The sequence below is a fragment of the Dietzia sp. B32 genome (genome assembly GCF_024732245.1).
Lineage (GTDB): Bacteria > Actinomycetota > Actinomycetes > Mycobacteriales > Mycobacteriaceae > Dietzia.
On sequence record NZ_CP093845.1, the window covers coordinates 2,200,007 to 2,226,693 of the forward strand.

Annotated in this window: 32 protein-coding genes; 19 read left to right on the forward strand and 13 right to left on the reverse strand. The window is 71.1% G+C overall.

Annotation, left to right across the window (positions count from 1 at the left end):
* The first annotated feature begins 64 nt into the window (after positions 1 to 64).
* Complete coding sequence (locus L8M95_RS10480; RefSeq protein WP_260486085.1) at positions 65 to 1,153, forward strand: 2-dehydropantoate 2-reductase; 1,089 nt, start codon at positions 65 to 67, stop codon at positions 1,151 to 1,153.
* A 37-nt stretch (positions 1,154 to 1,190) separates the two neighbouring features.
* Here L8M95_RS10480 and L8M95_RS10485 read toward each other — a convergent pair whose 3' ends face one another.
* Complete coding sequence (locus tag L8M95_RS10485) at positions 1,191 to 1,472, reverse strand: Lrp/AsnC family transcriptional regulator (protein ID WP_260486086.1); 282 nt, start codon at positions 1,470 to 1,472, stop codon at positions 1,191 to 1,193.
* A 38-nt stretch (positions 1,473 to 1,510) separates the two neighbouring features.
* Here L8M95_RS10485 and L8M95_RS10490 point away from each other — a divergent pair, with 38 nt between their 5' ends.
* Positions 1,511 to 2,200 carry an AIM24 family protein gene (locus tag L8M95_RS10490; protein ID WP_260486087.1) on the forward strand — a complete coding sequence of 230 codons (690 nt, stop codon included), beginning with the start codon at positions 1,511 to 1,513 and terminating at the stop codon, positions 2,198 to 2,200.
* A 43-nt stretch (positions 2,201 to 2,243) separates the two neighbouring features.
* Here L8M95_RS10490 and L8M95_RS10495 read toward each other — a convergent pair whose 3' ends face one another.
* Positions 2,244 to 2,618 (reverse strand): SgcJ/EcaC family oxidoreductase, encoded by a 375-nt coding sequence (locus L8M95_RS10495; RefSeq protein ID WP_260486088.1) that lies wholly within the window; start codon positions 2,616 to 2,618, stop codon positions 2,244 to 2,246.
* 181 nt (positions 2,619 to 2,799) lie between these two features.
* Here L8M95_RS10495 and L8M95_RS10500 point away from each other — a divergent pair, with 181 nt between their 5' ends.
* Positions 2,800 to 4,230 carry a sugar porter family MFS transporter gene (locus tag L8M95_RS10500; protein WP_260486089.1) on the forward strand — a complete coding sequence of 477 codons (1,431 nt, stop codon included), beginning with the start codon at positions 2,800 to 2,802 and terminating at the stop codon, positions 4,228 to 4,230.
* A 167-nt stretch (positions 4,231 to 4,397) separates the two neighbouring features.
* Here the strand turns inward: L8M95_RS10500 and L8M95_RS10505 are convergent, their stop codons facing one another.
* Positions 4,398 to 5,009: a GyrI-like domain-containing protein gene (locus tag L8M95_RS10505; RefSeq protein WP_260486090.1), complete on the reverse strand. Its 612-nt coding sequence runs from the start codon at positions 5,007 to 5,009 to the stop codon at positions 4,398 to 4,400.
* A gap of 174 nt (positions 5,010 to 5,183) precedes the next feature.
* Here L8M95_RS10505 and L8M95_RS10510 point away from each other — a divergent pair, with 174 nt between their 5' ends.
* Together L8M95_RS10510 and L8M95_RS10515 are read left to right on the forward strand one after the other, a co-directional pair.
* Positions 5,184 to 5,366: a hypothetical protein gene (locus L8M95_RS10510; protein WP_260486091.1), complete on the forward strand. Its 183-nt coding sequence runs from the start codon at positions 5,184 to 5,186 to the stop codon at positions 5,364 to 5,366.
* The gene (locus L8M95_RS10515) at positions 5,363 to 6,235 is read left to right on the forward strand and encodes a hydrolase (protein ID WP_260486092.1); all 873 of its coding nucleotides are present in this window, start codon (positions 5,363 to 5,365) and stop codon (positions 6,233 to 6,235) included. Before L8M95_RS10510 ends, L8M95_RS10515 begins: the two co-directional genes overlap by 4 nt.
* 7 nt (positions 6,236 to 6,242) lie before the next feature.
* On the opposite strand, the gene L8M95_RS10520 is transcribed toward L8M95_RS10515, so the two are convergent.
* Both L8M95_RS10520 and L8M95_RS10525 read right to left on the reverse strand, forming a co-directional pair.
* Positions 6,243 to 6,635 carry a helix-turn-helix transcriptional regulator gene (locus L8M95_RS10520; protein ID WP_260486093.1) on the reverse strand — a complete coding sequence of 131 codons (393 nt, stop codon included), beginning with the start codon at positions 6,633 to 6,635 and terminating at the stop codon, positions 6,243 to 6,245.
* Positions 6,632 to 7,120 carry an SRPBCC domain-containing protein gene (locus tag L8M95_RS10525; RefSeq protein ID WP_260486094.1) on the reverse strand — a complete coding sequence of 163 codons (489 nt, stop codon included), beginning with the start codon at positions 7,118 to 7,120 and terminating at the stop codon, positions 6,632 to 6,634. Before L8M95_RS10525 ends, L8M95_RS10520 begins: the two co-directional genes overlap by 4 nt.
* Positions 7,121 to 7,449: 329 nt before the next feature.
* Here L8M95_RS10525 and L8M95_RS10530 point away from each other — a divergent pair, with 329 nt between their 5' ends.
* Together L8M95_RS10530 and L8M95_RS10535 are read left to right on the forward strand one after the other, a co-directional pair.
* Positions 7,450 to 8,046 (forward strand): dihydrofolate reductase family protein, encoded by a 597-nt coding sequence (locus L8M95_RS10530; protein ID WP_260486095.1) that lies wholly within the window; start codon positions 7,450 to 7,452, stop codon positions 8,044 to 8,046.
* 112 nt (positions 8,047 to 8,158) lie between these two features.
* Entirely contained in the window at positions 8,159 to 8,740 is a 582-nt protein-coding gene (locus L8M95_RS10535; protein WP_260486096.1) for a dihydrofolate reductase family protein, read from the forward strand.
* A gap of 28 nt (positions 8,741 to 8,768) precedes the next feature.
* Here L8M95_RS10535 and L8M95_RS10540 read toward each other — a convergent pair whose 3' ends face one another.
* Entirely contained in the window at positions 8,769 to 9,707 is a 939-nt protein-coding gene (locus L8M95_RS10540; protein WP_260486097.1) for an SDR family NAD(P)-dependent oxidoreductase, read from the reverse strand.
* Between the two features lie 92 nt (positions 9,708 to 9,799).
* On the opposite strand from L8M95_RS10540, the gene L8M95_RS10545 reads away from it, so the two are divergent.
* The 3 genes from L8M95_RS10545 to L8M95_RS10555 all read left to right on the forward strand — a co-directional run bounded on the left by L8M95_RS10545 (position 9,800) and on the right by L8M95_RS10555 (position 13,157).
* The gene (locus L8M95_RS10545) at positions 9,800 to 11,020 is read left to right on the forward strand and encodes a lipase family protein (RefSeq protein ID WP_260486098.1); all 1,221 of its coding nucleotides are present in this window, start codon (positions 9,800 to 9,802) and stop codon (positions 11,018 to 11,020) included.
* Positions 11,021 to 11,342: 322 nt separating this feature from the next.
* A complete protein-coding gene (locus L8M95_RS10550) occupies positions 11,343 to 12,212 on the forward strand; it encodes an alpha/beta fold hydrolase (RefSeq protein WP_260486099.1) in 870 nt (289 codons plus the stop codon).
* Between the two features lie 87 nt (positions 12,213 to 12,299).
* Positions 12,300 to 13,157, forward strand: coding sequence for a DUF4261 domain-containing protein (locus L8M95_RS10555; RefSeq protein WP_260486100.1), 858 nt, complete (start codon positions 12,300 to 12,302; stop codon positions 13,155 to 13,157).
* Positions 13,158 to 13,160: 3 nt separating this feature from the next.
* Here the strand turns inward: L8M95_RS10555 and L8M95_RS10560 are convergent, their stop codons facing one another.
* Positions 13,161 to 13,883 (reverse strand): methyltransferase domain-containing protein, encoded by a 723-nt coding sequence (locus L8M95_RS10560; RefSeq protein WP_260486101.1) that lies wholly within the window; start codon positions 13,881 to 13,883, stop codon positions 13,161 to 13,163.
* 393 nt (positions 13,884 to 14,276) lie between these two features.
* Between L8M95_RS10560 and L8M95_RS10565 the strand changes: the two genes are divergently transcribed.
* A complete protein-coding gene (locus tag L8M95_RS10565) occupies positions 14,277 to 15,632 on the forward strand; it encodes a lipase family protein (protein WP_260486102.1) in 1,356 nt (451 codons plus the stop codon).
* Positions 15,633 to 15,654: 22 nt separating this feature from the next.
* On the opposite strand, the gene L8M95_RS10570 is transcribed toward L8M95_RS10565, so the two are convergent.
* Positions 15,655 to 16,089, reverse strand: coding sequence for a nuclear transport factor 2 family protein (locus L8M95_RS10570; protein ID WP_260486104.1), 435 nt, complete (start codon positions 16,087 to 16,089; stop codon positions 15,655 to 15,657).
* Between the two features lie 23 nt (positions 16,090 to 16,112).
* On the opposite strand from L8M95_RS10570, the gene L8M95_RS10575 reads away from it, so the two are divergent.
* From L8M95_RS10575 to L8M95_RS10585, 3 genes are read left to right on the forward strand one after another with little or no spacing between them, the layout of a single operon-like run.
* Positions 16,113 to 16,643 (forward strand): nuclear transport factor 2 family protein, encoded by a 531-nt coding sequence (locus L8M95_RS10575; protein WP_260486105.1) that lies wholly within the window; start codon positions 16,113 to 16,115, stop codon positions 16,641 to 16,643.
* A complete protein-coding gene (locus tag L8M95_RS10580) occupies positions 16,640 to 17,536 on the forward strand; it encodes an SDR family NAD(P)-dependent oxidoreductase (RefSeq protein ID WP_260486106.1) in 897 nt (298 codons plus the stop codon). Before L8M95_RS10575 ends, L8M95_RS10580 begins: the two co-directional genes overlap by 4 nt.
* Positions 17,537 to 17,538: 2 nt before the next feature.
* Complete coding sequence (locus L8M95_RS10585; protein ID WP_260486107.1) at positions 17,539 to 17,964, forward strand: hypothetical protein; 426 nt, start codon at positions 17,539 to 17,541, stop codon at positions 17,962 to 17,964.
* 173 nt (positions 17,965 to 18,137) lie between these two features.
* Here the strand turns inward: L8M95_RS10585 and L8M95_RS10590 are convergent, their stop codons facing one another.
* Complete coding sequence (locus L8M95_RS10590) at positions 18,138 to 21,167, reverse strand: leucine--tRNA ligase (RefSeq protein WP_260486108.1); 3,030 nt, start codon at positions 21,165 to 21,167, stop codon at positions 18,138 to 18,140.
* A gap of 106 nt (positions 21,168 to 21,273) precedes the next feature.
* A complete protein-coding gene (locus L8M95_RS10595; RefSeq protein ID WP_260486109.1) occupies positions 21,274 to 21,804 on the reverse strand; it encodes a DoxX family protein in 531 nt (176 codons plus the stop codon).
* An 83-nt stretch (positions 21,805 to 21,887) separates the two neighbouring features.
* Here L8M95_RS10595 and L8M95_RS10600 point away from each other — a divergent pair, with 83 nt between their 5' ends.
* From L8M95_RS10600 to L8M95_RS10615, 4 genes are all read left to right on the forward strand, one after another.
* Positions 21,888 to 22,403, forward strand: a complete 516-nt coding sequence (locus L8M95_RS10600; protein ID WP_260486110.1) for a MarR family winged helix-turn-helix transcriptional regulator — start codon at positions 21,888 to 21,890, stop codon at positions 22,401 to 22,403.
* Positions 22,400 to 22,987, forward strand: a complete 588-nt coding sequence (locus L8M95_RS10605; protein ID WP_260486111.1) for an SdpI family protein — start codon at positions 22,400 to 22,402, stop codon at positions 22,985 to 22,987. Before L8M95_RS10600 ends, L8M95_RS10605 begins: the two co-directional genes overlap by 4 nt.
* An 88-nt stretch (positions 22,988 to 23,075) precedes the next feature.
* Positions 23,076 to 23,645: a hemerythrin domain-containing protein gene (locus tag L8M95_RS10610; protein WP_260486112.1), complete on the forward strand. Its 570-nt coding sequence runs from the start codon at positions 23,076 to 23,078 to the stop codon at positions 23,643 to 23,645.
* A 90-nt stretch (positions 23,646 to 23,735) separates the two neighbouring features.
* Entirely contained in the window at positions 23,736 to 24,209 is a 474-nt protein-coding gene (locus L8M95_RS10615) for an SRPBCC family protein (protein WP_260486113.1), read from the forward strand.
* Here L8M95_RS10615 and L8M95_RS10620 read toward each other — a convergent pair.
* Complete coding sequence (locus tag L8M95_RS10620; protein ID WP_260486114.1) at positions 24,206 to 24,580, reverse strand: hypothetical protein; 375 nt, start codon at positions 24,578 to 24,580, stop codon at positions 24,206 to 24,208. The two genes, L8M95_RS10615 and L8M95_RS10620, sit on opposite strands and share 4 nt — an antisense overlap.
* Positions 24,577 to 24,987 carry a YidH family protein gene (locus tag L8M95_RS10625; protein ID WP_260486115.1) on the reverse strand — a complete coding sequence of 137 codons (411 nt, stop codon included), beginning with the start codon at positions 24,985 to 24,987 and terminating at the stop codon, positions 24,577 to 24,579. The genes L8M95_RS10620 and L8M95_RS10625 overlap by 4 nt, the downstream gene beginning before the upstream one ends.
* Before the next feature lie 68 nt (positions 24,988 to 25,055).
* Between L8M95_RS10625 and L8M95_RS10630 the strand changes: the two genes are divergently transcribed.
* Positions 25,056 to 26,057, forward strand: coding sequence for a bile acid:sodium symporter family protein (locus tag L8M95_RS10630; RefSeq protein WP_260486116.1), 1,002 nt, complete (start codon positions 25,056 to 25,058; stop codon positions 26,055 to 26,057).
* Between the two features lie 31 nt (positions 26,058 to 26,088).
* Here L8M95_RS10630 and L8M95_RS10635 read toward each other — a convergent pair whose 3' ends face one another.
* Positions 26,089 to 26,661 carry a VanZ family protein gene (locus L8M95_RS10635; protein WP_260486117.1) on the reverse strand — a complete coding sequence of 191 codons (573 nt, stop codon included), beginning with the start codon at positions 26,659 to 26,661 and terminating at the stop codon, positions 26,089 to 26,091.
* Positions 26,662 to 26,687 lie beyond the last annotated feature (26 nt).

The following is a 26,687-nucleotide window of genomic DNA, read 5'->3' on the forward strand; positions in this document are numbered from 1 at the left end:
TCCGGCGGACAGGTGCGGCGAACGCCTCCCCCGCCGCCGCGCGTGTCGTAACGTCTGCTCCACCATGACCAGCCCGGACACCCCACTGCGGGTCACCGTGATCGGCGCGGGCGTGGTCGGCTGCTATGTGGGCGGCCGGCTCGCCCGCCATGCCGACGTGACCCTGGTCGGGCGTCCCCACGTTCTCGACCCGATCCGCGCGGTGGGCCTGACCGTCGAGTCCGGCGCCGGCGAGGACGACCGGCTCCACGTCCCCGCCGAGGCCCTCACCCTGGCCACCACGCCCGAGAGCGTCCGCCGCTCGGACGTGGTCCTGGTGTGCACCAAGGCCGGGCAGACCGCCGCCGCCACCGCGGAGTTCGCCCCCTTCCTCAGACCGGACACACTGGTCGTGGGCCTACAGAACGGCCTCCACTCGGCGGACCTCATCCGTGAACTGCTCGACTCGACCACGGTGATCCCCGGCGTCGTGCCCTTCAACCTGGCGCGCACCGGCCCCGCCACCTACCGGCGCACCTCCACCGGGGTGATCCGGCTCGCCGATCACCCCCGGGCCGTCCCGCTGATCCACACCATGACGGCGGCCGAGCTACCCGTGCGGCCCACCGACGACATCCAGGCCGTCCTCCACGGCAAGGTCCTCATCAACCTCAACAACGCGGTCCAGGCGCTGTCCGGACTCCCGCTGCGGGCCGAGCTGCTCGACCGGGACCTGCGGCGCAGCGTCGCCCTGTGCCAGGCCGAGGCCAACCGGGTGTTCACGGCGGCCGGGGTGGTGCCGCGGGTGCCGCTGGCCGTCCCCGCCGGCGCCCTCCCGGTGGTGATGCGGCTGCCCAACCCGCTGTTCCGCCGACTCGCCCGGGCCGCGGTGCGGGTCGACGCGGACGGCACCTCCTCCATGACGGACGACCTCGTACGCGGCCGGCCCACCGAGATCGAGTACCTCCAGGGCAAGGTCGTCAAGATGGCCGGTCAGCTCGGGATGGAGGCGCCGGCCTGCGCGCGGATCGTCGAGCTGGTGCACGAGGCCGAGGCCGCCGGCGCGGATCGCCGGAGGTGGACCGGCCGGGAGCTGCTCACGGACCTGCAGCGCGCCCGACGCCGCGCGCGCCGACTGGCCCGGATACAGCAGATGACCGGCCAGCCGACCTGACTCCCGCCCCGTAGCCGGGTCAGTCCTCGTACCGGATTCAGTCCTCGTAGCCGATCGAGAACGCCGCCTCGAGGTCGTGCTTGGACTGTGTGCGGAACGCGATGTGGGTCTCGGTGTCCAGCACCCCGGGGACCTTGTTCAGGCGATCGGAGACGATGTCGGCGATCTCCTCGTTCCGCCGGGCACGCACCAGCACGATGAGGTCGATGGTGCCGGTGACCGAGTACACCTCGGAGACCCCGTCGATGTCGGCGATCGCGGAGGCGACCTCGGGGATCCGCGCCGTCTCGGCGTGGACGAAGACGATTGCGGTGATCATGGCCTCAAGGCTAGTGGAGCGGGCGTACCGTGTGCGCCATGATCCACGGCGACCTCTTCCAGACCGCGCGCGAGACGGAGACGAATCGCCGGTTCGCGCTCCAGAACTCCAAGATGCTCAAGGTGACCCTCGCCGAGCAGCCGATCCTCGCGCGGACGGGGTCGATGGTCGCCTACCAGGGGCAGGTCGGGCTCGAGAACGTCGGCAGCGGCGGGATCGGCAAGATGTTCAAGGCGGCGGCGACCGGTGAGGGCGTGCCCCTCATGCGCTGTACCGGCCGGGGCGAGCTCTTCCTGGCCGATCAGGCCTCCGAGGTCCAGGTGCTCCACCTCGAGGACGACATGATCTCGGTCAACGGGGCGAGCGTGCTGGCGTTCTCCGAGGGGATCGCGTCGGACATCCACCGCATCGCCGCCAAGGGGGCCGTCATGACCGGTGGCCTGTTCAACGTCTCCCTTCGCGGGACCGGGTTCGTCGCGGTGACGACCAAGGGCCAGCCGGTCGCCCTCGACGTGTCCTCCGCGCCGACGTTCGCCGATCCCCAGGCCGTGGTCCTGTGGACCGCCGGGGTGACGATGGACGTCCGGGTCGACACGGGCGGCCTGAAGTCCCTGATCCGCGGCGGCAGCGGGGAGACGTTCCAGCTGGCGTTCGGCGGTCAGGGACTGGTGGTCGTCCAACCGTCGGAGAACGTGCCCCAGGGGGCAGGGAGCCAGGGCGGCGCGTAGTGCGCGCGCCCCGGCCGACCGGGGCGGAGTTCAGGGCGCGAGGTCAGCTCATGTTCTCCGGGGTCCAGTAGGCGCGCATCGAGGCGACCTTTCCCTGCTCGTCGTGCGTCATGAGGTCCCACACGTTGATGGTGGCCTTGGAGTCGGCGTCGAAGTGGGTGGTGATCTCGAAGTTGAACAGCAGGTCGTTTCCGCACACGCGCGCCTCGAGCACCTCGCCCTCGATCTTCATCGCCACGACGCTGGCGTAGAACTCGCGGATCGCAGCCTTGCCCTCGTGGACGGTCCCGTTGCCGACCGGGTCCTCGACGGTGGCGCCCTCCGCGTAGAGGTCCATGACGGCCTCGAGGTCGCCGGCGGTCAGCGCCGCGATGTAGGAGTCTGCGGTGGAACGGATCTGTTCGGGTGAGGCGCTCAAGGCGGTGGCCCTTTCGGTGACGACGACGAGGTGACCCCGAGCCTAGAACGTGTTCTCGTTCCGCGGGGGCGGACCGGGCGGAACAATCGTGCGAGTTGTGACTTGCGCCACTCTCGTCACGTGCCTACGCTCCTGACACCACCTGGAGCAGGTGCGACCGGCCCGGAATCGGGGGTACGCCATGTCCACGCAACAGACCTCACCCACGCCTGCCGAGGAGGAGTCGTTCCACACCGGCCGGGTGGTGATCATCTCCCTGGTCGCCGCGTTGGGCGGTTTCCTGTTCGGGTTCGACACCGCGGTGATCAACGGGGCGGTCGACGCCGTGCAGGAGACGTTCGAGATGAACGCCGGCCTGACCGGGTTCGCCGTCTCCTCGGCCCTGCTCGGCTGCATCGCCGGCGCCTACCTCGCCGGACGCCTGGCGGACCGGTGGGGCCGCACGCGCGTGATGATCCTCGCCTCGGTGCTGTTCACGGCCAGCGCGCTCGGGTCCGGGCTCGCGGTCGGGCCCTGGGATCTCATCGTGTGGCGGATCGTGGGCGGTCTCGGCGTGGGCGCGGCGTCCGTCATCGCGCCGGCCTACATCGCAGAGGTCGCCCCGCCTGCCATCCGCGGTCGGCTGGGATCGCTGCAGCAGCTCGCGATCGTCTCCGGCATCTTCGTCGCGCTGCTCTCCGACGCCTGGCTGGCGGGGGTCGCGGGCGGCGCGATCGAGGAACTGTGGTTCGGCGCCGAGGCGTGGCGGTGGATGTTCTGGGCGGAGGTGATCCCCGCCGTGACGTACGGGGTGCTGGCGCTGACCATTCCCGAATCGCCCCGCTACCTGGTCGGCAAGGGGATGGTCGACCGGGCCCGCGAGGTCCTCCGCTCCATCCAGGAGGGCGGGATCGACAACCGGATCAAGGAGATCCGCGAGACGGTCCGCGACGACCGCAAGCGCACGTGGCGCGACCTCGTGAAGCCGGGCGGGGTCAACCTGCTTCCCATCGTGTGGATCGGGATCGTCCTGTCGGTCTTCCAACAGGCCGTGGGCATCAACGTGATCTTCTACTACTCCACCTCGCTGTGGCAGTCGGTCGGCTTCACCGAGTCCGACGCCCTCACCCAGACGGTCATCACCTCCGTCACGAACATCGCGGTGACGATCGTGGCGATCGCACTGATCGACCGGATCGGGCGCCGCAAGCTGCTCATCACCGGCTCCGTCGGCATGACGATCTCCCTGGCAGTGATGGCCCTGATGTTCAGTACCGCCACCATGGGGCCGGGCCCGGACGGCGAACTCGCCCCCCAGCTCGCCGACACCCAGGGGCTGATCGCGCTCATCGCGGCCAACGGGTTCGTCGTGTTCTTCGGCATGTCCTGGGGCCCGGCGGTGTGGGTGCTGCTCGGCGAGATGTTCAACAACCGCATCCGCTCCGCGGCGCTGGGCCTGGCCGCGGCCGCCCAGTGGCTGGCGAACTTCGTGGTCTCGACCGCGTTCCCGCCGATGGCCGAGTTCAGTCTGACGTTCACCTACGGCTTCTACGCGGTCTCCGCGCTGCTGTCGCTGCTGTTCGTGGCCAGGTTCATCCCGGAGACGACCGGCCGATCGCTGGAGGACATGTAGGCGCGCGGCGCTCGGCGCTGCCCCCGCCCGGCCCGTCGCCCGTCCGGCCCGTCCGGCTTGTCGAAAAGGCTGTTCGGCACGCATCGGCCGAGAAGGGGGTGTGCGAAACGCTCTTCTCGATGAGGGGCGGGCGAAGGGCGGAGGGCGGCGGGCGGCGGGCGCCCGGGTCAGGCCGCGTCGTCCGGGGTGCGCGCCGGGCAGAACAGGTCCGTCCGCAGGGTGGCGGGGTCCATGTCCGGGCTCGGCTCGGTCACGTAGCTCTCCCAGAACGGGGTCCCGGGCGCTCGGCCCATCGCACCGATCGATGCCATGAACTCGCCCCACGCCTGCCCGAGCCCGTCGTAGGAGCCGAGGTGGCTGACGACCGCCACGTCGCCGGAGGGGAGCTCGGAGGCGACGACCCGCATCCCGTCGACCTCCGCCGGGTCACCGTCGTGGAGCTCGGCCAGCGGTCGGGCGAGGGGGAACCCGATCTCGATGTCGGCGGTGAACTCCGGCTCCTCGGTCGTGCGGGTGTAGACCGCGAACGCCGGCCCGGCCGGGGCCACGCCGGCCGCGAACAAGGCCGGGAATGCCTTGCCGAACGCCGCGTCGAAGTATCCGGCGATCGTGGACATGGGCACGCCGGTCGCGCGGACGACGGCGGTCGGCACGGCCGGTACGCGCAGCAGTCGCATCTGCCCCACCGGCTCAGGCCCGAGGTCGGGGTACCCGGGCGGCGGGTCGTCCGGCACGGCGGTGGGTCGGTCGTGGGACGGGGAGGATGACGACGACGACATGATGTGCCCTCTCGATGACGCGGTGGCCTCTACCCAGTGTGCGCCGCGCGCGGCCACCAGGGAAGACCCGGCGGGCATCGACCACCGCGCGCCTGCGCCGCCCACTACGCCGGGGCGGGTGGGTCGGGGGCCGAGACGGATGCGACGGTCGCGCGCGGCGGGGACAATCGGGGCATGCCGCACTACCGCCTCCGCACCCCTGACCAGACGATCGATCTCGGCGACTTCGACAACGCCCAGGAGGCACTCGAGTCCGCCGTCTCCAGCCAGTCCGAGAAGATTCCCGTCGACGGGTCACTCGAGCTGCAGGTGGGTGCCGACTGGCACTCGGTCGACATCGAGGGGGACATGCCGTGAGCCCCGGTCACGGGGCGCTCGCGGGTTCGGTGACCCAGTGCGCGACCTGCGGCCTCGAGCGCGCGCGGCCGCTGCCGGAGGTGTGCCCGATCTGCGCGGACGAGCGCCAGTACGTGCCCTCCGGAGGACAGCGGTGGACGAACCCCGAGCAGTCGCGGGCCGGGGGCGCATCGATCGAGTTCACCGAGCGCGAGACCGACGTCATCTCACTCGTCCAGAAGAACAGCCCCGGCATCGGTCAGAAGCCGGCGCTCATCCGCACCGCACACGGCAACGTGCTGGTCGAGGTGCCCAATGTCATCAGCGAGGAGGCGGTCGCGGCGGTGCGCGGATGGGGTGGCCTCGCTGCGATCATCGCCTCACATCCGCACATGTACGGGGTGCAGTCACTGTGGTCGGCGGCGTTCGACGACTGCCCGGTCTACGTCTCGGCCCCGGACGAGCAGTGGCTGGGGCTGCGGCCACGCAACACGGTCGTGTGGGGCGGGGGCCACGCCGCCGAGCCGGCCGACGGCGGTGAGATCGAGATCGTGCCGGGCGTGCGGGCGTCCCAGCCCGGCGGGCATTTCCCGGGCAGTGTGGTGGTGCACTGGACCGCCGCCGACGGCCGCGGCGTGCTGTTCACCGGTGACACGATCGGTTCGGTCGCGGATCCGGGGTGGGTGACGTTCATGCGCTCGTTCCCCAACTGGATGCCGCTGTCCGGGGCCGTCGTCCGCCGGATCGCCGAGCACGTCTCGCGCTACGACTTCGACCGCATCTACAGCAACTTCGGGGGCTGCGTACCACAGGACGCCCGCGGTGCCGTCCAGCGCTCGGCGGAGCGCTACGCCGCCTGGGTCGACGGCGAGTTCGACCACCTCACGTGACCGTCCGTCACTCCACGCGCCGGGCGCTTCCCGCGCTCTCGGCGCTCTCGGCGCTCTCGGCGCTGTCCTTGATCAGGGCGAGCCTGCGGTCCCATCCCCGGGACACCGCGCCGAGCAGATCGGAGATCTCGCGGATCCGATCGGGCCGGACCGCGTGGACCTGCCGTCGCTGCTGCGGGCGTGCGGCGACGAGCCCCGAGTCCACCAGCATCCGGAGGTGTTTGGCGACCGCCTGCCTGCTGATCCCCAGGTCGGCGGCCACCGCTCCGGCATCGTCCGGCTGATCGGCCAGTCGGACGAGGATGCGGCGGCGGGTCCGGTCGGCGAGAGCGGTGAAGACCCCGTCGGCCCGGGCGTCGAGCAGCCCGGACGGGCCGTCGGTCGCGGTCGCGCCGTTCACGGGCGATCCTCCGCACGGCGCCGGGCGATGTCGAGTTCGGCCTCCCACCCGGCGGAGTTCTCCTCGAATCGCTGCCGCCGCACCACCGCGTCACGGCTCAGACCGGCGAATCCGGTCTCGCGCACCGTGAGCACGACGCCGTCGCCCCGGGGTTCGACGGTGAACTCGATCGTGTTGGACGGGAACTCGTCGACGTCTCCGATCTGCCCGCCCAACCAGCGGAACACCGCGCGGCGGGGCGGGTCCAACTCCACGGTGCGGATGCTGAACTCGCCGTGCACCGGGTCCACCACGTGGGAGACATCGCCCTCGGTGGTGATCTCGTGCTCGGCCCACTCACCGTTGTTGATGAACCATCCCGGTTCCGACACGATGCCCCACACGGTCTGCGCCCCGGCATCGATGTGGATGGTGCGGACGATCTCGTCCGGCACGTCGTCGGTGGTCGTGTCGGGTCCGGTTCCGGCTGCTCGGTCCTCGTTCATCGGACTTCCCTCCCTCGCGGTGCGTTCCGCTCGGTGGATGCTGCGTCGCGGGGTGCACCTGTGCCTCCACGTTGGCACGATCCCCGACGTAGTGCAACCCTTTGGTTGCACTCACGTTTCGGACGGCTCTGTTCCCGCACGGCAGATCTCTTGCCCACGCTGATGGGTCGGCGTAGCGTTTCAGACGCGATACCACCGTCCTCACCACCTGTTTCCCGACGTCGCGACGTTCTCCCCGGGCGCCGCGCCCGCCGCACTCGTCACCGATGGACCGCCCGCGCACGGAATCGGACCCCCCGTCCGGCGGGGTCCGAATGTGAGGTGACCCCATGAGAAATCTGGTGGCCGTCGAGTTCCTGACCCTCGACGGCGTGATGCAGGGCCTCGGTTCCCCCGACGAGGACCGCGACGGCGGCTTCGAGCACGGGGGCTGGGGCCTCCCCTATGCCGAGGCCATGCACGAGGTCCTGGACCCTGGCGGACTGAGCAGAACCTCGGCGTACCTGTTCGGTCGCCGGACCTACGACAAGATGGCCGCCTTCTGGCCGTCCCAGCCGGACGAGAACCCCATGGCGGCCAGCCTGAACTCCTCACCCAAGCATGTCGCCACACGAGGTCAGCCGTCACTGGACTGGCAGGGGGCGGTGCCGCTGAAAGGGGACCTGACCTCGGCGGTCGGTCAGCTCACCGCCGAGGGCGAGGGGGACGTCGTGATCCTCGGAAGCGGCGACGTGGTCCGCCAACTCCTGACGGCCGACCTCGTCGACGAACTCCGCCTCTTCATCCACCCCCTCCTCCTGGGCACCGGTAAACACCTGTTCGGCGGCCTGTCGGCCCCGCGGGCGTTTCGCTTGACGAGCGTCGCCGCCACGAGCACGGGCACCATCGCGGCGGTCTACACCAGGAAGGGCCCTGATCAGACATGACCACCACCTCTGACGATCACGACACCTCACCGGGTCTGACGCCCCCGACCAGCATCGACCCCACACCCCGGTTCGGCAGCGGTGCGGGTTCCGAGACCGACAGGACAGACCCGTGGGCACCGTGGTGATGTACGGCTCGGTGTCCGTGGACGGCTTCATAGCCGACGCCGACGACCAACCCGGACCGCTGTTCGACTGGTTGACGGGTGGCGACGTGCCACTGGACGACAGTGGCGTCGTGGCGGTGACGCAGACGTCGTACGACTACATCCGGCCGTACTGGGATCAGATCGGGGTGACGATCGTCGGCCGCCACGTCTTCGACCTGACGGACGGTTGGGACGGGCGCCCGCCGAGCGGGGTCGACGACGTCGTCGTCGTGAGCCACCGACCCCCGCCCGAGGGCTGGGACCTCGAGGCGCCGTTCCACTTCGTCACCGACGTCGACCACGCGGTGGCCACGGCCCGGCAGCTCGCCGGTGACCGGGTGATCGAGGTCGCGGCGGGCGACGTCGGTGGCCAGGTCCTCGCCGCGGGACTGGTCGACGAGGTACGTATGGACGTCGTGCCCGTCGTGCTGGGATCCGGGAAGCGCTACTTCGGGCCGGTCGACGCCCGGCACCTGCTGGAGGACCCGGACGTGGTGATCCGGGGACGCCGCGTACTCCACCTGCGCTACCTGGTCCGCCGTTGACCGAGCGGCCACCGCCGGGAACGCGGGATCAGACCCCGGCCGTCGCCGCCTCCGCGAGTTCCCAGAACCGCTCCGCGATCGCCGGGTCCGACGCCTCGGCGCTGCGACCGATGAGCGTCGGAAGGCCCCGGAGGTGGCGCAGCGCGTCCGGCCCGGTGTAACCGCACGGTGGCAGCGGGCGGGTCGCGGCGAACAACGTCGTCAGCGCGGCCTGCGCGGCGGGCTGCGCGAACAGCGAACAGACGCCGGTGACGACCCGATCGAGCGCCACGTTGCCGGTGGCGTTGGAGATCCCCGTCGCCGCCCAGCCGGGGTGGGTGAGCTGTACATCGACCCCGACCGCCGCCGCCTCGGCGCGCCCGTCGCGTAGCCGCTGGTCCAGCGCGAGGCCCCACAGCATGTCGCCGAGCTTCGACTGGGCGTAGGCCGCGGCGGGCGTCCACCGGCGCCGGCGGAAATGCGGGTCCTCGAAGTGCAGAGTGCCGCTCTTGTGGGCGTTGGAGGCGACGATCACCACCCGCCGCCGCACCAGCGGCAGCAGGAGGTTCGTCAGCAGGAACGGGCCCAGCACATTCACGCCGAGGAGCATCTCGAATCCCTCGGCGGTCTCGCGCCGGCGTGGGGTGATGGCACCGGCGTTGTTGACCAGCACGTCGATCTGCTCGGCCCCGCCACCGATCCCGCCACCGACCCGACGTCCAGCATCGCCCCCACCGGAGCCGGTCAGTTCACCGGCCGCCCGCCGCACGCTCGCCAACGAACCCAGGTCGACCTCCACCACCCGGGACTCACCGGGCAACTGCGATGCGACCTCCCGCCCTCGGGCGGTGTCGCGAACGGCGAGGATCACCCGCGCTCCCGACGCGGATGCGGCCCGGACCGTCTCCAGCCCGACCCCGCTGGTCGCGCCGGTGACGAGCCACGTCTGGCCGGTGAGGTCGGGAATGTCGATGGTTCTCCGGGTCACGAGCGCAGCGTACGTCGAGCCGCCGGGCCCCGGGGATGGCCGCCACCGCGAACCTCACCGGAGCGTCCCCGGTAGCGGACTACCCTCCAGATATGAACTCCACCACACCCCGGCGCTCCCCGTGGATGCTCTCCGCGGCGACTGCGGCCCTCGTCGTCGTCGCCTCTCTCGCGGCCCCCACCGCCGGTGCCGCCCCGGCACCGTCCCCCAACCCCGCGCCCAACTGGTCCGGGCTCGAGACCCGCCAGTGGACCGCTCCGATCCCCGTCCCCGGCGCGCCCGCGGCGACGGTCCCGCTCGACCCCGCCCTCTCCCTCCCTCAGGCCGGCCGGGCGGTGCGGCAGGCTTACGGGACGATCGACCAGCACGGCCGCGAGGCGATCGCCACGTCCGCCGTGTTCCTCCCGCACGGGACGCCGCCCCCCGGCGGTTGGCCCGTCGTGGCGTGGGCACACGGCACCACCGGGCTCGGCGACGACTGCGCTCCCTCGACCCAGCCGCGCTCGGAGCGCGACGCCGAGTACCTCGGCCACTGGCTGGACCGTGGGTACGCCGTGGTGGCCGCCGATTACGTGGGCCTCGGCACCCCCGGGCTGCTCAGCTACCTCAACGGGCAGGCGGCCGCACGTGGGATCGTCGACTCCATCACCGCCGCCCGCGCAGACGGACTGCCGCTCTCCGCCAGATGGGGACTCGTCGGGCAGTCGCAGGGCGCCGGGGCGGCGCTCGTCACCGCGACCCGCGCCACCGAACTCGGCGCGCCCGCAGGCCTCGACTATCGCGGCGTCGTGGCGACCGGGGCCCCGGCCAACATCGAGCACCTGTTCCAATGGGGCGGGCCCGGATTCCCGCCGGTGAACCTCCCGACCGGGCTCAACCTGTACGCGATGTACATCCTCGCCGGATTCCGCGACCAGCACCCGGAACTCGACGTCAACGGGTTCCTCACGCCGCAGGGGCGTGAGATGGTCGACGCCGCCGAGACGCTGTGCTACTCGGCGATGCGCGAGAAGGTGGGCGATTTCCAGGTCTCGCAGGCGCTGGCCCGGCCCCTGCAGGAGGTCCCCGACGTCTTCGGCCACCTCCGGCGCTACATGGGCACGCCGGCTGCGGGCTACGACCGTCCGGTGTTCCTCGGCCAGGGCCTGCTGGACCTCGACGTGCCCGCACCCTCGGCTCTCTCCCTCGCGGCGGAGATGACGCTCAACCGGCAGCCGCTCGAGCTGCGCGTGTACCCGGACCGGGATCACAGCGGGACCGTGTACGCCGCCACCCCCGACGCCACCGCGTTCCTCGACCGGGTCATGAGGTGACCGCGGGAACGGGCGGGGCGGGTTCGTCCATGTATCGGGTCGACCCCGCCGGGCCCGGCGCCGGGGTGGCCTGCACCGCCGATCTACCCCCGTTTTCACCGATCGTCCATATGCGGCGTTTCATAACTGCTGGCCAGGCGCATCGGAGAAGGTCGGTCTAATGTGACGACCGTCATAATTGTTACCGACTTGTCACCAAGTGCCGGTTCGGGTTAGAGTTCCGTCATCGCCGCGCGGGGATGGTCCAGGGACTCCCCGCGCGGCTGACTTAATTTCGGACGACGGCGGGATTCCTAGAACGTGTTCTAGTACTGTCGGCGTCATGAGCGCCCTCGACTTCGAGTCCACCAGCAAGACCATCACCGCCGGCCGTTTCGAGCTGCACTACCACGAGGCGGGTGAGCAGAGCGTCGCCGAACCCGAGAGCGCGGTTCCCGTCCTCTTCCTGCACGGATCCGGCCCCGGCGTGACCGCGTGGTCCAACTTCGCCGGCAATTTCCCGGTCTTCGCCGAGCGATTCCACACCATCCTGCTGGACATGCCCGGCTTCGGGAAGAGCTCCGACCTGGAGTGGGAGAAGGCCTACCCGCTCATCGCCGCCGAGGCGATCGACGCGTTCTGCGAGGCCAAGGGCATCGAGAAGGTCGACATCATCGGCAACTCCATGGGCGGCAACGTCGCCTGCGAGACCGCCCTCGCCTACCCGCACCGCGTCCGCAAGATGGCGCTCATGGGCCCCGGCGGCCTGGCCGCCCCCTTGTTCACGCCCGAGCCGAGCGAGGGATCGCGCCGACTGTTCGAGTTCCTCGCCGAGCCGACCGACAAGAACATGGCGGCGTGGGTCGACACGATGGTCGGCAACAAGAAGGTCGTGGACGACGAGCTCATCCGCGCGCGCACCGAGGCCGCCACCGCGCCGGGCGCCGTCGAGCGCATGTACTCGGTGTTCGGCTCCATCCTCAAGCCGGAGAACGCCTACACCCCGCTGTACGCCCGCGCCTCCCAGATCCGGCAGGAGACCATGCTCATCTGGGGCCGGGACGACCGCATGCTCCCCTACGAGCAGGCCCACTTCGCGTTCCGCCAGCTCCCGCGCGCCGAGCTGCACGCCTTCTCCCGCTGTGGCCACTGGGCGATGATCGAACAGAAGGACAAGTTCGAGCGCCTGGTGATCGACTTCCTGCTCAACTGACCCGGCGGCGGTGCCGGCGCGGTGGCCGGTCGCGGCGGTCCCGGCGGTCCCGGCGGTCCCGGCGCGATCAGGCGTTAGCCTCGGAGCATGACCGACACGCCGCAGCCCGACCAGCCCGCCGTCGACCCGCAGACCGGCGAGGACCTGTCGTGGAAGCAGACCCCGGTGGCGATCGTCCTGGTCGACCGGCCCGCCCCCGGCCACGACGAGGTCGGTGAACTCCTCACCGAGATCTTCGAGGGATCGTACGAGGTCGAGCGGGGCAGCGACGACGACCCCGCCACCGCCGTCTACATCGAGGACGCGACGGTCATCGTGTCCTCGGTCGACGCCCCCGTGCCGGAGGCTGTCCAGTACACCCGCGACCTGGCCGCGTGGAACGGCGGCGAGTCCGTGGTGGAGTCGCACCGGTCCCAGGTCGTGGTGGCGGGGTTCCGGTGGGGACCGATCGGCGACGACGGCGAGCCGGGCGAACCCGAGTACCTGGACCCCCGGCTCGACACGCTCCGTTGCGAACTGGCGGTCGCGAACGTCACGGCAGCCCTGACCGCGCTACCCGGCGCGGTGGCCGTGAGCGTGGGCGGCGCCGCGGCGACCCTGCCGGCCGGCCCGTACCGCGACCTCGTGACGGGCAATCCGCTGCCAGCCCCGGCCCTCGTCGGGGTGCGGGCCGGGATGCAGACCGAGACCACCTCGTGCGTCTACACGAGCGGGATGGGCCGATTCGGCCGGATGGACCTCGAGCGGCTCGACGTGGACGCCCCGCCCGCCGCGGTCTACGCCCAGATGTGCGACCTCGTGGCCTACTCGCTGGCCACCGGGACCGTCTTCCAGCCCGGCCAGACCATCGAGGTGGGCGGACCACGACCGCTCGTCGCCACCGCCGAGGTCTCGCCGTTCACCGGTCAGGAGATCCTCCGGCTCGCGCCCGCCGACCGGTCCTGAACCCTAGGGGCGCTGGCGGCCGTTGCGCTCGACGACCAACCGCGTGGTGGCTGCCAACTGGAACGGCCGGATCACCGGTTCGATCCGGCTGATCAGTCGTTCCTTCTTGAGCCTGGCGATGACGCTGCGCACCAGCTCCGGCAGCGGATTCCCCGCGTGGTCGACCAGCGGGTAGATCCGCACCTCCGGCGCCACGCGGGCCATCTCCACGATCGCGTCGACATGGTCGGCCAGGTCCATGCGGTCCGCGTAGGTGAACAGCAGATGCGAGCACAGGACCAGGTCCGCCGAGTCGTCGGCGAGGGGCAGCGAGGGCAACTCCCCGGCCACGTACCGCTCGGGGGCCGCGGCCAGGTGGCCCAGCATCCGGTCGGCGGCCGTGCGGCGGATGACCTCGTGGCCCACGACCCCGCCGCGGACGTCCCAGTCGTAATCGATCTCCCGCGCGTGCTTCTGCGCCAGGGACCGCTCGACGTCCGCGAGGATCCGCCCGCGCAGGTCGTCGGCACCGAGCGCGTACTGCGGATCCACCGCGACCGCGTCGCCGCCGGCCGCACAGATCTCGGCCACCGCGCTGGCCGCCCCACCGGGGCAGTCGACGATGCGCCGACCGAGGTCGGCCTCGTCCAGGCCGAACATGTCCGTGTACTCGTCCAGCGACCGTGCACTGACGAGGACATCGGTGTCCTCGAGCGCGTGGAAGGTGGTCTGGGGACTTGCGGTCACCTGGGGACTCTCCTCAAGTCAGCTGGCCCGGTCCTGTTCCGAGCCGTGGGGTCTGAAGCGTCGACCCGGGTTCCGTCGTACACCGTCTCGCATGGCGAAGCCGGCCCGACCGATCCCGGCGGGCCCTCGCATCGTCAGTACTACGCCACGACGGCGTGGGCGATGCGGGACCACGTCGGTCCGCATCGCCAGCACATCAGCACGTCTTTGGGCACGCCCTCACCGTAACAGCGGGGTCGGACACCGGCCACCGAGAAGTTCACGGTGATCAGAAATGAGGTGGAGGGCCGCCGGGGCCGTGAGGTGCGCCACACCCACGGCTCGACACGCGTTAGGGTTCTGTCCAGTTCGCGCGGTGCCGACCTCCGCGCAGCCTCGACCCCGGGAGCACTCGTGAGCACTCCGTCCAGCCGGCGCACATCACCCGGACCGTCCACCGTCGCCGGAGCACTCGTGCTGGGTCTCGCGGTCGCACTGGCCCCCGCAGTGGCTCCCGCCGGCGCCCCGGAAGCCGCGGCCCAGGGCTCGTCGACCATCCCGGACCGCGCCGCGTTCTACACTCCGCCGGCTGAGCTCCCCGCCGACCCGGGCACGGTCATCCGCACCGAGCCAATGACCATCACGCCGAGCCTGCCCGACCTGATGAACGGTGGGGCGCTGCCCGCCGACGCCCAGCGGATCATGTACCGCTCGACCGGCGCCGCGGGCGGACCGATCGCCGTCACCGGCACGTTCCTGCAGCCCAAGGCGCCCTGGACAGGGCCCGGGCCCCGCCCGCTCGCGGTGGTCACGCCCGGCACGCAGGGGCAGGGCGACCAGTGTGCGCCGTCGCGCTCCATGGAGGTAGGCCTGGGGATCCGGACCGCGCCCCCCTCGATGGCCGCCGGATACGCGGTCATGGACGCACTCACGATGGTGATGGAGGGCTTCGCCGTCGTCGTCACCGACTACGAGGGGCTCGGCACGCCCGGCCACCACCCGTACGTCAACCGCGACTCCCAGGGCCGGTCGGCCCTCGACGCCGCCCGCGCGGCGGTGCGGCTGCCCGGCACGGACCTTGCGCCCGACTCGAAGACCGTGGTCAGCGGTTACTCGCAGGGCGGTGGCGCGGCCGCCGCGGCCGGCGAGATGCAGCCGGACTACGCACCCGACGTGAACCTGGTCGGCATCGCGGCCGGGGCGCCACCCTCCGACATGCTCGGCACGCTCGAACGCGTGGACGGCGGACTGCTCACCGGCGCGGTCGGGTACGCGATCAACGGCATCCTGCAGGTCCACCCCGAGCTGCGTCCGGCGTTCGACCGGCACCTCAACGCCGAGGGGCAGCGCATGCTCGAGGTGACCGCCGGACAGTGCGTCGCCGAGACCGCGTTCGCCTACGGCCTCAAGCGCACAGGCGAGTTCACCGTGGACGGCCGGTCGCTCGGCGACGCCGCCCGGTCCGAGCCGGAGATCGTCCGGGTACTCGAGGGCTACAACCTGGGCAGGGTCGCGCCGGCGGTGCCGGCGCTGGTCATGATCGGGCGGAACGACGACGTCGTCCCGCACCACACGGCCGTCGACCTCGTCCGCAACTGGTGCGAGCGCGGTTCCACCGTCGAACTGCGGACGGCCGAGGTGCCGTCGATCGCGCCGGGCCTGGTGGTCGACCACGCCATCCCGATGCTGTCCGAGCGGGCCACCAACGCCCGCTACCTCCTGGACCGTGTCCTCGACCGGCCCGCGCCGAGCTCCTGCGGGGCCGTCTGACACTCGGGGCGGGCCGCGACCCTCAGGGCAGGTTGTGGTGGAACGCCTGCTGTTGGCTCAGGCGGGCGATCCGCCAGCCGGCATCCGTACGGACGAACTCGAGCACGTACCAGAGCCCGTAGAAGAACACCTGCTGGTCCTTCTCCTCCACCGGCCTCAGCGCCATCGGGTTGAAGCACATGCAGCGCCCGGTGGCCGAGTCGCCGTCGAGACGGACCTCGAGGTTGCCCATGAGGTGCTGCGTGGCGGCGAAGATCGGCAACATCTCGGCCAACCACGCGCGCACCGCCGGGTAGTCGTCATCCGGGCCGCCGGACGCGGCGTAGCTCACCCGGGCGTCCGGGGTGAACACCGTGTCCAGCCCGTCGAAGTCCCGCGAATCGATGCAGGTCGCGTACGTGGTCATGAGGTCCTGCAGGTCCCAGCGGTCGGATAGTTCGACCAGTGTTCGGCTCATGCCCCCTACGCTAACGTGGCCTTATGCAGTACGAGGAGGAAGTCCGCGCCCGCGAGGCGATCGAACAGCTCAAGTACCGGTATTGGCGGGCGTGCGACGCCAAGGACCCCGAGGGCTTCCGGTCCTGCTTCGTGGCCTCCGGCGGGGTGCTGGACTTCGGACCCCTCGGGCGGACCGACCCGGACACGATGGTCGGGATCTTCCGCCAGATCGCGCTGGCGACCGCCTCCGACGGCGGCCCGCGGATCCTCGACATGCACCACGGCTTCATGCCGTCGATCAGCGTGCAGGGGGGCGGGCCGAGCAGCCCGCCGCAGCGCGCCACCGGCACCTGGACCCTGCAATTCCGCCAGGTGGACCGGGACAAGGGCACCGAGACGCTCTCCACCGGCGAGTACTCGGATGCGTATGTCATCGAGGACGACCGCTGGGTGATGGCCGAATGCCTGTTCACCCCGGGCTGGTCGGTCACCCGCACCCTCGACGACGCCACCGTGACCTACCCCGAGGTCCACACCGTCCCGGGTGCCGCCACCGCCGGAGCGGACTCGTGAGCGCCCGCGTCGCCCTGGTGACCGGTGGCAGCCGCGGTGTCGGACGCGGTGTGGCCACCGCACTCGCGCAGGCCGGGTGGACGGTCTACGTCACCGGACGGTCCGCCGAGCGGCTGCGGGGCACGGTCGATGCGGCCTCCGGCGCCCCGGGCGAGATTCGTCCGCTCGAATGCGACCACTCCCGGGACGAGGAAGTCCTCGCCGTCGTCGCCCGGATCGCAGACGAGACCGGTCGCCTGGACCTGCTGGTCAACAACGTGTGGACCAACCCCAAGGGCTTCATGGGGTTCAACGGCAGGTTCTGGGAGCGGCCCGCCGGCGACTGGGACGCCCTCATGGGCGTCGGGCTACGGGCGCACTACGTCGCCAGCTGCGAGGCGGCCAAGGTGATGGTGCCGCAGGGCTCCGGTCTGATGGTGAACATCTCGTCGTTCGGTTCGCGCGCGCCGTTCCACACCGTGCTCTACGGGATGAGCAAGACCGCCCTCGACAAGATGGCCTCCGACATGGCGCACGAGCTCGCCGGCACCGGGGTCTCCACCCTCTCGCTGTGGTTGGGCCTCATCCGCACCGAGCTGCTGCTGTCGCTGGGGATGGACGACTTCAACGGCTTCCCACTGGACCGCGCCGAGGACCCCACCTTCGTCGGACGGGTCATCGCCGCCCTCGCCGAGGACCCCGACCTGGCCCGGATGAGCGGCTCGACCGTCATCACCGCCGAGTACGGTCGCGAGAAGGGGATAAGGAACGACGACGGCGAGGTCCCCCTGTCGCACCGCGGAGCGTTCGGCGGGGGTCCGCTCTTCCCGCCGGTGACGGACGAGCAGCTGGGTCTGGACACGGTGGACGAGGTGGCCGCCGCGGGCGGTCACAACGGGTTCGGCGGGCGGTAGGGATGACGTCCGGCGACCACGGGGACCGAGGCGACGGCGGGGACCACAGCGCCCACGGGGACTTCGACGACCCACTCGAACGCCTCGAGCGGAACGAGCGGCAGGCCGGCCAGGCCTTACGGTACGTGCTGCTGTCGATAGTCGCGATCGTGGCCCTGGCGGCGGCGATCGTGTTGATCCGGGGCGGCATCGACGAGCAGTGCGCCGACCGGGGCGCCCTGTGCCTGACCTCCGACCGCGTCGAGGTGGTCATCCTGCCGCTGCTGCTGTCGATCGGCCTGTCCGTGATGGCGGGCGTGACGACGTACCGTCGCTGGCAGCAGCACATCCGCTGGCGCCCGTGGCTGTTCGCCAGCTACGCGATGTGGATGGTCACCACGGCCTATCTGCTGATCTCGTCCTCGGCGGTGTTCGTCCAGAGCAGCTGATGCCGGCCGGCTGAATGCGGCCGCCTCTACGGAGACGTCACACGCACGAAATCCGCTATCCGGATTCCGGATCGGCTACCCGCACGGGAGTAGCGGATCCGGAATCCGGATAGCGGATTCGGGGCCGGGCCGGGCCGGGCCGGGGCGGGATCGGGGCCGGGCCGGGGCGGGACTCAGGGGACGATGTTGACCATCTTGCCCGGCACCACGATGACCTTCCTGGGCGCCGCGCCCCCGAGGTTCTCCCGGACCTTCGCGTCGGCCAGCGCCGCCGCCTCCACGTCCGCCGGCGAGGCGTCGGCCGGGACGGTGATGCGCGAACGCACCTTGCCCTTGATCTGCACCGGGTACTCGACGGAGTCCTCGACCAGGTAGGACTCGTCGTGCTCGGGGAACGGCCCGTGGGCCAGCGACCCGCTGTGCCCGAGCCGGGACCACAGTTCCTCGGCGAGGTGAGGGGCGACGGGCGCCACCATGAGCACCAGCGGCTCCACGACCGAGCGCGGTGCGCCCGGCCCCTCGGTCGGATAGGCCTTGGTCAGGGTGTTGACGTACTCGATGAGCTTGGCGATCGCGGTGTTGTCGCGCAGGCCGGCGAAGTCGTCGCGGACCCCGGCGATCGCCTTGTGCAGTGCCTTGAGCACGTCGACGGTCGGCTCGGCGTCGGTCACGCGGACCTCGCCGGTGGTCTCGTCGATCACCACGCGCCACAGCCGCTGCAGGAAGCGGTGCGCGCCCACGACGTCCTTGGTGGCCCAGGGCCGGGAGGTGTCGAGCGGGCCCATGGACATCTCGTACACGCGCAGGGTGTCGGCGCCGTAGGAGTCGCAGATCTCGTCCGGGGAGACGGAGTTCTTGAGCGACTTGCCCATCTTCCCGTACTCCTGGCTGACCTCGACCTCGGCGCCACCGTCCCCGGCCGCGGGGTCGGTCCAGTAGAACTTCCCGTCGCGCTCGGTCACCTCGGCCGCCGGCACGTACACACCGCGGGCGTCGGTGTAGGCGAAGGCCTGGATGTAGCCCTGGTTGTACAGGCGGCGGTAGGGCTCCTCGCTGGTGACGTGGCCCAGGTCGAACAACACCTTGTGCCAGAAGCGGGAGTAGAGCAGGTGCAGCACGGCGTGCTCGACGCCGCCGACGTAGAGGTCCACACCGCCCGGGTCGTCCGCGCCGTGGACCTCGGGCCGGGGGCCGGTCCAGTAGCGCTCGTTCTCCAGGGCGCACAGCTGCTCGGAGTTGGTGGGGTCGATGTAGCGCAGCTGGTACCAGCTCGAGCCGGCCCAGTTGGGCATGACGTTGGCGTCGCGGGTGTAGGTCTGCAGGCCGTCCCCGAGGTCGAGTTCGACGGTCATCCACTCGGTGGCCTTGGCCAGCGGCGGGGAGGGCACGGAGTCCGCGTCGTCGGGGTCGAACGAGACGGGCTTGTAGTCCTCGACCTCGGGCAGCTCGACGGGCAGCATCTCGTCGGGCAGGGCGTGGGGCACACCGTCGGCGTCGTAGACCACCGGGAACGGCTCGCCCCAGTAGCGCTGGCGGGCGAACAGCCAGTCGCGCAGCTTGTACTGGATGGTGCCCTCGCCGGTGCCCTGACCCTCGAGCCAGTCGATGGTGGCGGCCTTGGCCTCGTCCACGGCGAGTCCGTCCAGCGCGAGTCCGCCGGAGTTGGTGGAGTTCACGGCGACGCCGTCGCCCGTGAAGGCCTCGGCCTGCACGTCGATCCGCGAGCCGTCCGCCGGCGCCACGACCTGGGTGATGGGCAGCCCGAAGGCGGTCGCGAACTCGTGGTCGCGGGAGTCGTGGGCGGGCACGGCCATGATCGCGCCGGTGCCGTAGCCCATGAGCACGTAGTCGGCCACGAACACGGGGATCTGCTCCCCGTTGACCGGGTTGATGGCGTGGGCGCCGAGGAAGACGCCGGTCTTCTCCTTGTTCTCCTGGCGCTCCAGGTCGGGCTTCTGCGCCGCGCGGCGGCGGTACTCCAGCACGGCCTCGGCGGGCGAGGAGTGGCCGCCGGTCCAGCGCTCGTCGAGCCCGCCATCGGCGCCTGCCCCGGGTGCGTCGGCCGCGCCGGTCTCCGGCCAGAACGGCCCGGCCAGCTCGTCGACCAGCGGGTGCTCGGGCGACAGGACCATGTAGGTGGCGCCGAAGAGGGTGTCGGGGCGGGTGGTGAACACCTCGATGGACTGGTCCGCCACGGCGAAGCGGACGCGGGCGCCCTGGGAGCGGCCGATCCAGTTGCGCTGCATGGACTTGACCTTGTCGGTCCAGTCGAGGCGGTCGAGATCGTCGACGAGCCGGTCGGCGTAGGCGGTGATCCGCATCATCCACTGGCTCAGGCTCTTTCGGAAGACGGGGAAGTTGCCGCGCTCGGAGCGGCCCTCGGCGGTGACCTCCTCATTGGCCAGCACGGTGCCCAGCCCGGGGCACCAGTTGACCGTGGAGTCGGACAGGTACACCAGGCGGTGGGCGTCGAGGACCTTCTCCTGCTCGGCGTTCGAGAGCTCGGCCCAGTCCCGTCCGGCGTGCTCGCCCGGCAGGGGGCGGGCTCCGGAGACGAACTGCTCGACCAGCTCGGCGATGGGCCGGGCGCGGCCGGTGCGGGTGGGGTGCTCGCCGCCGTCGATCGCCCGGGCGGGGGCCTCGGGGTCGTACCAGGAGCCGTGGATCTGCAGGAAGATCCACTGGGTCCAGCAGTAGAAGTCGGTGTCTGTGGTGGCGAACACGCGGCGGCGGTCGTGGCCCAGGCCGAGGCGGCCGAGCTGGCGCTCCATGTTGGCGATGTTGGCCTCGGTGGTCACGCGCGGGTGTTGGCCGGTCTGGACGGCGTACTGCTCGGCGGGCAGGCCGAACGCGTCGTAGCCCAGGGTGTGCAGGACGTTGGTGCCCTGCATGCGGTGGTAGCGGGCGAAGACGTCGGTGGCGATGTAGCCGAGCGGGTGGCCAACGTGCAGGCCGGCGCCCGAGGGGTACGGGAACATGTCCTGGACGAAGAGCTTGTCCTCGGGCGGGGCGGCGCCGTCGGGGGCGGCGAGGGGGCCGACGGGGTTGGGGGCCTCGAACGTGCCGCGTTCGGCCCATTCGGTCTGCCAGCGCGACTCGATCCGCCCGGCCAGGGCGGCTCCGTAGCGGTGGGCCGGTCCGGTGTCGGACTGCGGTCCGGTCTCGGACTGCACGCCGGTGGCGGTCTGGTCGCTGCTGCTCACGGTTGTCTGCTCTCCCTGGTATCGCCGGTGCCCACACGCAGGCGGTCTCCAGCCTAAACCCTGGCGCGGGCCGGGCCGCGTCAGCGTGTGGGCACCGACCCGTCGGTCAGGCCTTGGCCGCGCGACGCCCGGCGATGAGGGCGTCGAGGCTGTAGCGCCCGGTGCCGACCAGACCGAACACGGCGACGGCCAGGCCGATCACGGCGACGAGCTCCCAGCCACCGTCGGCGGCGTAGATGCCGGCGGCCTTGTGGACGTAGGCGTAGGCACCGGCCATGACGACGACGACGAGGACGGCCACCGCCTGGGTGAGCAGACCCAGGACGAGCAGGATACCGCCGACGAGTTCCACGGCACCGGCGAACCCGGCCGCGGCCTGGGCGGCGGGGACGCCGACCGACTCGAAGAAGGCGCCGGTGCCGTCCACGCCGTTGACGAAGAGCTTCTGCCCGCCGTGGACGATCAGCACGGCGCCCAGCAGGACACGGGCGACGAGCAGGCCGATGTCGCGCACGACGGCCGGGACGGGCAGCAGTTGGGTCCCGGCGGTGGCGGTACCGGCGGTGGCCGGCCGCGTGGCGGCGGTCCCGGTGGCCGTGGTCCCGGTGGCGGTGGCGGTGTCGGTGGTGACGGTCATGCGACTCCTTCAGTAGATGATGTGACACATATATCTATCGTTTTCCTATGTGTTGTGTCAACTAACCGGGTACGCTGGGCCCCATGGTCGAACAGGTTCTGGGTCAGGAAGTGCGATGGTTGGACGACGAGGAGAAGGCGCTGTGGCGTGACTATCTCGCCATCCAGGGCCGCCTCCACCTGGAGATCCAACGGGACCTCAAGACGTCGTCGAGCCTCACCGAGCCCGAGTTCGAGGTCTTGGTGTACCTCAGCGAGGCCGACGGCCCGCTGCGGATGACCGCGCTCGCCGACGTGTTGCAGTGGGAACGCAGCCGCCTGTCCCACCAGGTCACCCGCATGGCCAAGCGGGGCCTCGTGCAGCGCACGAGCTGCCCCGACGACGGTCGCGGCGCGTTCGTGTCCGCCACCGACGAGGGCATGGCCGAGATCGAGAAGGCCGCCCCCGACCACGTCGCCACGGTCCGCCGCGAGTTCCTCGACCGTCTGAGTGACCGGGACAAGCGCGAACTCGCCCGGTTGCTCGCCCTCGTCCGGGGTCCGGTCGGGGCTGAGACGAATCGGAGATCCGACGCCGCGGGCGTACCCTCAGGGGCGTGAACGCAGTGCTCGTGGTGGTCATGGTGCTCCTCGTGGGGCTCGCCCTCGTGGTCGGGGGCACCGGCGCGGCGGCCCTCTCCGGCACCCTCCCCGGCAACGGCGTGTTGGGCGTGCGGACCCCGGAGACGCGCCGCTCCCCCGAGGCATGGGGGCTGGCCAACCGCGCCGCCGCACCCTCGTTCCTCGGCGCCGGTCTCGTGCTGCTGCTCGGGGCCCTCGCCCTGGGACTGATCGGTGGCTGGATCGGTGGCCTCGTCGTCGTCGTGTCCCTCGTGGCCTCCCTCGTCCTGCTCAGCGTCGCCGGCCTGGCCGGGGCACGCGCGGCGGCCAGGTGGGACGCGACCTCCGGCGATCAGGGCGGCTGCGGCTGCGGCCCCGACGGCTGCGGCGGCCACGCCGCGGGCGACGCCGACTCCGCCGCGTCCACCTGCGGCGGCACCGACTCCACCACCGGTGAGGGCGCCTCCTGCTCCCCCGCCGACGGTTCCACGCCCGGCGACCCCGCCGCCGACTGCGGCGTGACCGGCGGCTGCGGCACCTGCGTCCTGCAGGGCATGTGCGAGACGGAGAGCACCAGCCGCTGAACCGGCCACCGGCTCCTCCGGTGGCCGACGCGCACGACCGCCTCTACGGTCTGAGGTCCACCCGTCTCACACCGCGAAGGAGATCACCATGGCCGATCCCACCACCGCCGGGGACGTCGTCGACATCCTCACCGCCGACCATCGCGAGATGGTCGGCCTGCTCGAGATGATCGAGAACACCGCCGACGCCGAGGAGCGCCGCTCGCTCGCCGACTCCGCCATCGCCGAGGTCGTGCGCCACTCCGTCGCCGAGGAACTGTTCGTCTACCCCGTCTACGAGCGCGAGGTCCCGGGCGGCAAGGACGAGGTCGAGCACGACAAGGAAGAGCACCAGGAACTCGAAGAGGTCATGAAGGAACTCGAGGGCCTGGACTCCGGGGGCGCCGAGTTCATCGCCACCGTGAAGCGCTTCAAGGAACTCCTCGACCACCACGCCGACGACGAGGAGTCGGACCAGTTCCCCAAGATGCGCGAGCACATCTCCGCCGAGGACCTGGTCGACCTGGGCCGCAAGGTCGAGGCCGCCAAGAAGATCGCCCCCACCCGGCCGCACCCCGGCTCGCCGCACTCCGAGTTGTTCCACATGACACTCGGACCGGGCGTCGGCATGGTCGACCGCCTCCGCGACGCCCTGAGCGGACGGGCCAAGAACACCTGACGCCTCCTTTCCCGGCCCCGGCGACCACTCGCGCGGGGCCGGGGACGGGCGCACACTGGACGGAGAGCGCCCGGAGCGAAGGAGCCCGTCATGGCAACCGACTACTCGATCACCCGCACGGCCGTCCTCGACGCCCCCGCCGCAGCGGTGTTCGCCCAGCTCGAGGACTTCCATGCCTGGGAAGACTGGTCGCCGTGGGAGAACGTCGACCCGGGCATGGAGCGCCGGTACAGCGGCCCCGAGCGCGGCGTCGGCGCCCACTACGAGTGGTCCGGCAACGCGAAGGCCGGTGCCGGCTCGATGGAGATCGTCGACGCCTCCGCGGGGCGCCAGGTCGTGATCGACCTGAGGTTCAGCAAACCCATCAAGGGCATCAACCCCACCACGTTCACCCTCGTCCCGCGCGGTCCGGACTCGACCGAGGTCACCTGGCACATGACCGGTCGGCGCGGACCACTCCTGCGCATCATGAGTCGGCTGATCAAAATGGACAAGGTGCTGGGCGATCAGTTCGAGCAGGGCCTCGCCTCGCTCGGCCGGGCCGCCCGATCGGGTCAGAGCTAGCCGGTCACCAGGCTGACGAGGACGGCGACGAGGCCACAGGTGGCCATCACGATGACCAACACCACGAGACCGACGTTGTGGGACGCCCGGGTCTGCGGCACCTCGGCCCCCCGGATGAAGCGCCCCACCCGCCGCTCGTGGTGACGCTGCACCCGGAGCAGTGCCAGCAGCGGGATCACGGTGAGCAGTGAGAAGACCGACGCCCAGAACACCGACGTCTCCGCGACCAGTTTGGCCACGAGGATGATGTTCACTCCCACCACGGCCCACGTCCGGGCCCACGACAGACTGGTACGCTCGGCGGCCAATCCCGCGTCGGGCGGCACCGCCCGGGGCTCCACCCCGATCCGCCTCTGCCGGGGCGTGCTCATGCGAAGGTGCCGCCCAGGATCGCCACGATGAGCAGGACCGCACCGATCGAGATCCCCAGCACCAACAGGATGGACGCCTGCGGCATGGGCAGCGGCCGCTGGTGCCGCATCGAGGCCTCGATCCGGATCCACCGCCGGAACGCCACGATCGCCAGTACCGCCGCGAGCACCAGCAAAATGCAGGCCAGCGGCGTGCGGACGACCTCCGGGATCTCCTCTCCCGCGAAGGCCTCCATCGCCACCGCGCCCGCCGTCAACCCGAGGCTCGTGCGGATCCAGGCCAGGAAGGTGCGCTCGTTGGCGAGCGTGAACCGCGGGTCCGGCTCCTCGCCGTCCCGCAACGCCCTGGGCCGCCACCCCTCCGAGGTCTGTCCGGTCTGTCCGGTCTGGTCGTCCTGTCCGGTCATCGTCCGCTACCCGTCATGGGGCCGAGCCTATCGGGCGCCCTCCCCGACCCGGGTGGTGCAATAGACGGATGGGCCTCCTGCGTCGTCTCCGGATCGAGCCGTTCATCCTGGCCATCCTGGCGGCGGTGGTCGTCGCCGCGGTACTGCCGGCCACCGGCGGCGCGGCCGATGCGCTGGACTGGGTGACGACGATCGGCATCGGCGTGCTGTTCTTCCTCTACGGCGCCCGACTCGAGCCCCGGGAGCTCCTGGTCGGCCTCACGCACTGGCGGCTCCACTCGGTGGTGCTCGCCTCGACGTTCGTCCTGTTCCCCCTGCTCGGCCTGCTCGGCCAGTGGGTCCTCACGCCTCTGCTCGGCGCGCCCCTGGCCGCCGGGTTCCTGTTCCTCACGCTGGTGCCGTCCACCGTCCAGTCGTCCATCACCTTCGTGGCGATCGCCCGCGGGCACGTCAGCGCGGCGGTGGTGTCGGCGTCGGTGTCCAATCTGTTGGGAGTGTTCGTCACTCCCCTGTTGGTGTTCGCCCTCATGACGACCGACGGGTCCGTGACCATCACGTGGGACTCGGTCGGCACGATCGCCCTGCAACTCCTCCTGCCGTTCGTGGTGGGCCAGCTCGCGAGGACCTGGGTCCTGCCGGTCATCCGGAGGATCAAGCGGATCGCCCTGTTCGACAAGACCGTCATCGTGCTGGTGGTCTACGCGGCGTTCTCCGACGGGGTCGCCGACGGGATCTGGTCGACGATCGGCGCCGCCGAGCTGGCCTGGCTGATCGTGGCGTGCTGCGTGCTGCTCGCGGTGGTGCTGGGTCTGACCGAACTCGCCTCCCGGGCCCTGGGTTTCGAGGACCGGGACAAGCGCGTCGTGCAGTTCTGCGGGTCCAAGAAGTCGCTGGCCACGGGACTGCCGATGGCGGCCGTGCTGTTCGTCGGACAGCCGATCGGCCTCATGGTGCTGCCGCTGATGCTGTTCCACCAGATCCAGCTGATCGTGTGCGCGTGGCTGGCCGGCCGGTACGGGCGGGCCGCGGACACTGACGCCGGCACCGACCCCGGCGCGGACACGGCGTAGGCGCCGGGCGCGTGACGACCCCGGCCGCGGGTCACCGCGCCGGTGGCCTGCCCGTGCCCAGCTCCACCACTGCGGCGGGGTCGCCGAGGCGCGGACCGAGGACGACCAGGACGGCGAACACCGCGGCGGTCGTGAGCGCGAGTCCGATCCACAGTGGGTGGAGACGTGGGCCGCTGGTGCGCTCTATGAGGGCGCCGACCAGCGCCCCGGCGGTGTTGAACAGCAGGTCCGTGACGTCGGAGTGTCCCAGGGCAAGGACGTTCTGGAGGATCTCGACCGTCGCGCTGATCGCCGCTCCGATGAGGACGACGACGAGGACCGCCCTGGCCCGGCTCTCCAGCAGGATGTACAGGAGCACTCCTAGCGGCACGAAGAAGGCCAGGTTGCCGAGTGCGTCGAACAGTGGGCCGAACCAGGTCTGGGCGTCGCGGAACTGGGCGAACGGTATCCATTCGGCCGAACGACCACGCTGGGATTCCGGTCGCCACAGCAGACCGATCACGAAGAACGCCTTGAGCATGGTCAGCGCCACCACCACGGCGCCGTAGGCGACCACTGCGAGCGCAGCCCAGCCTCTGACCTTCGAGTCTGTCGGTTGCGTCACGGGCACAATCCTCACACGGGCCCCGG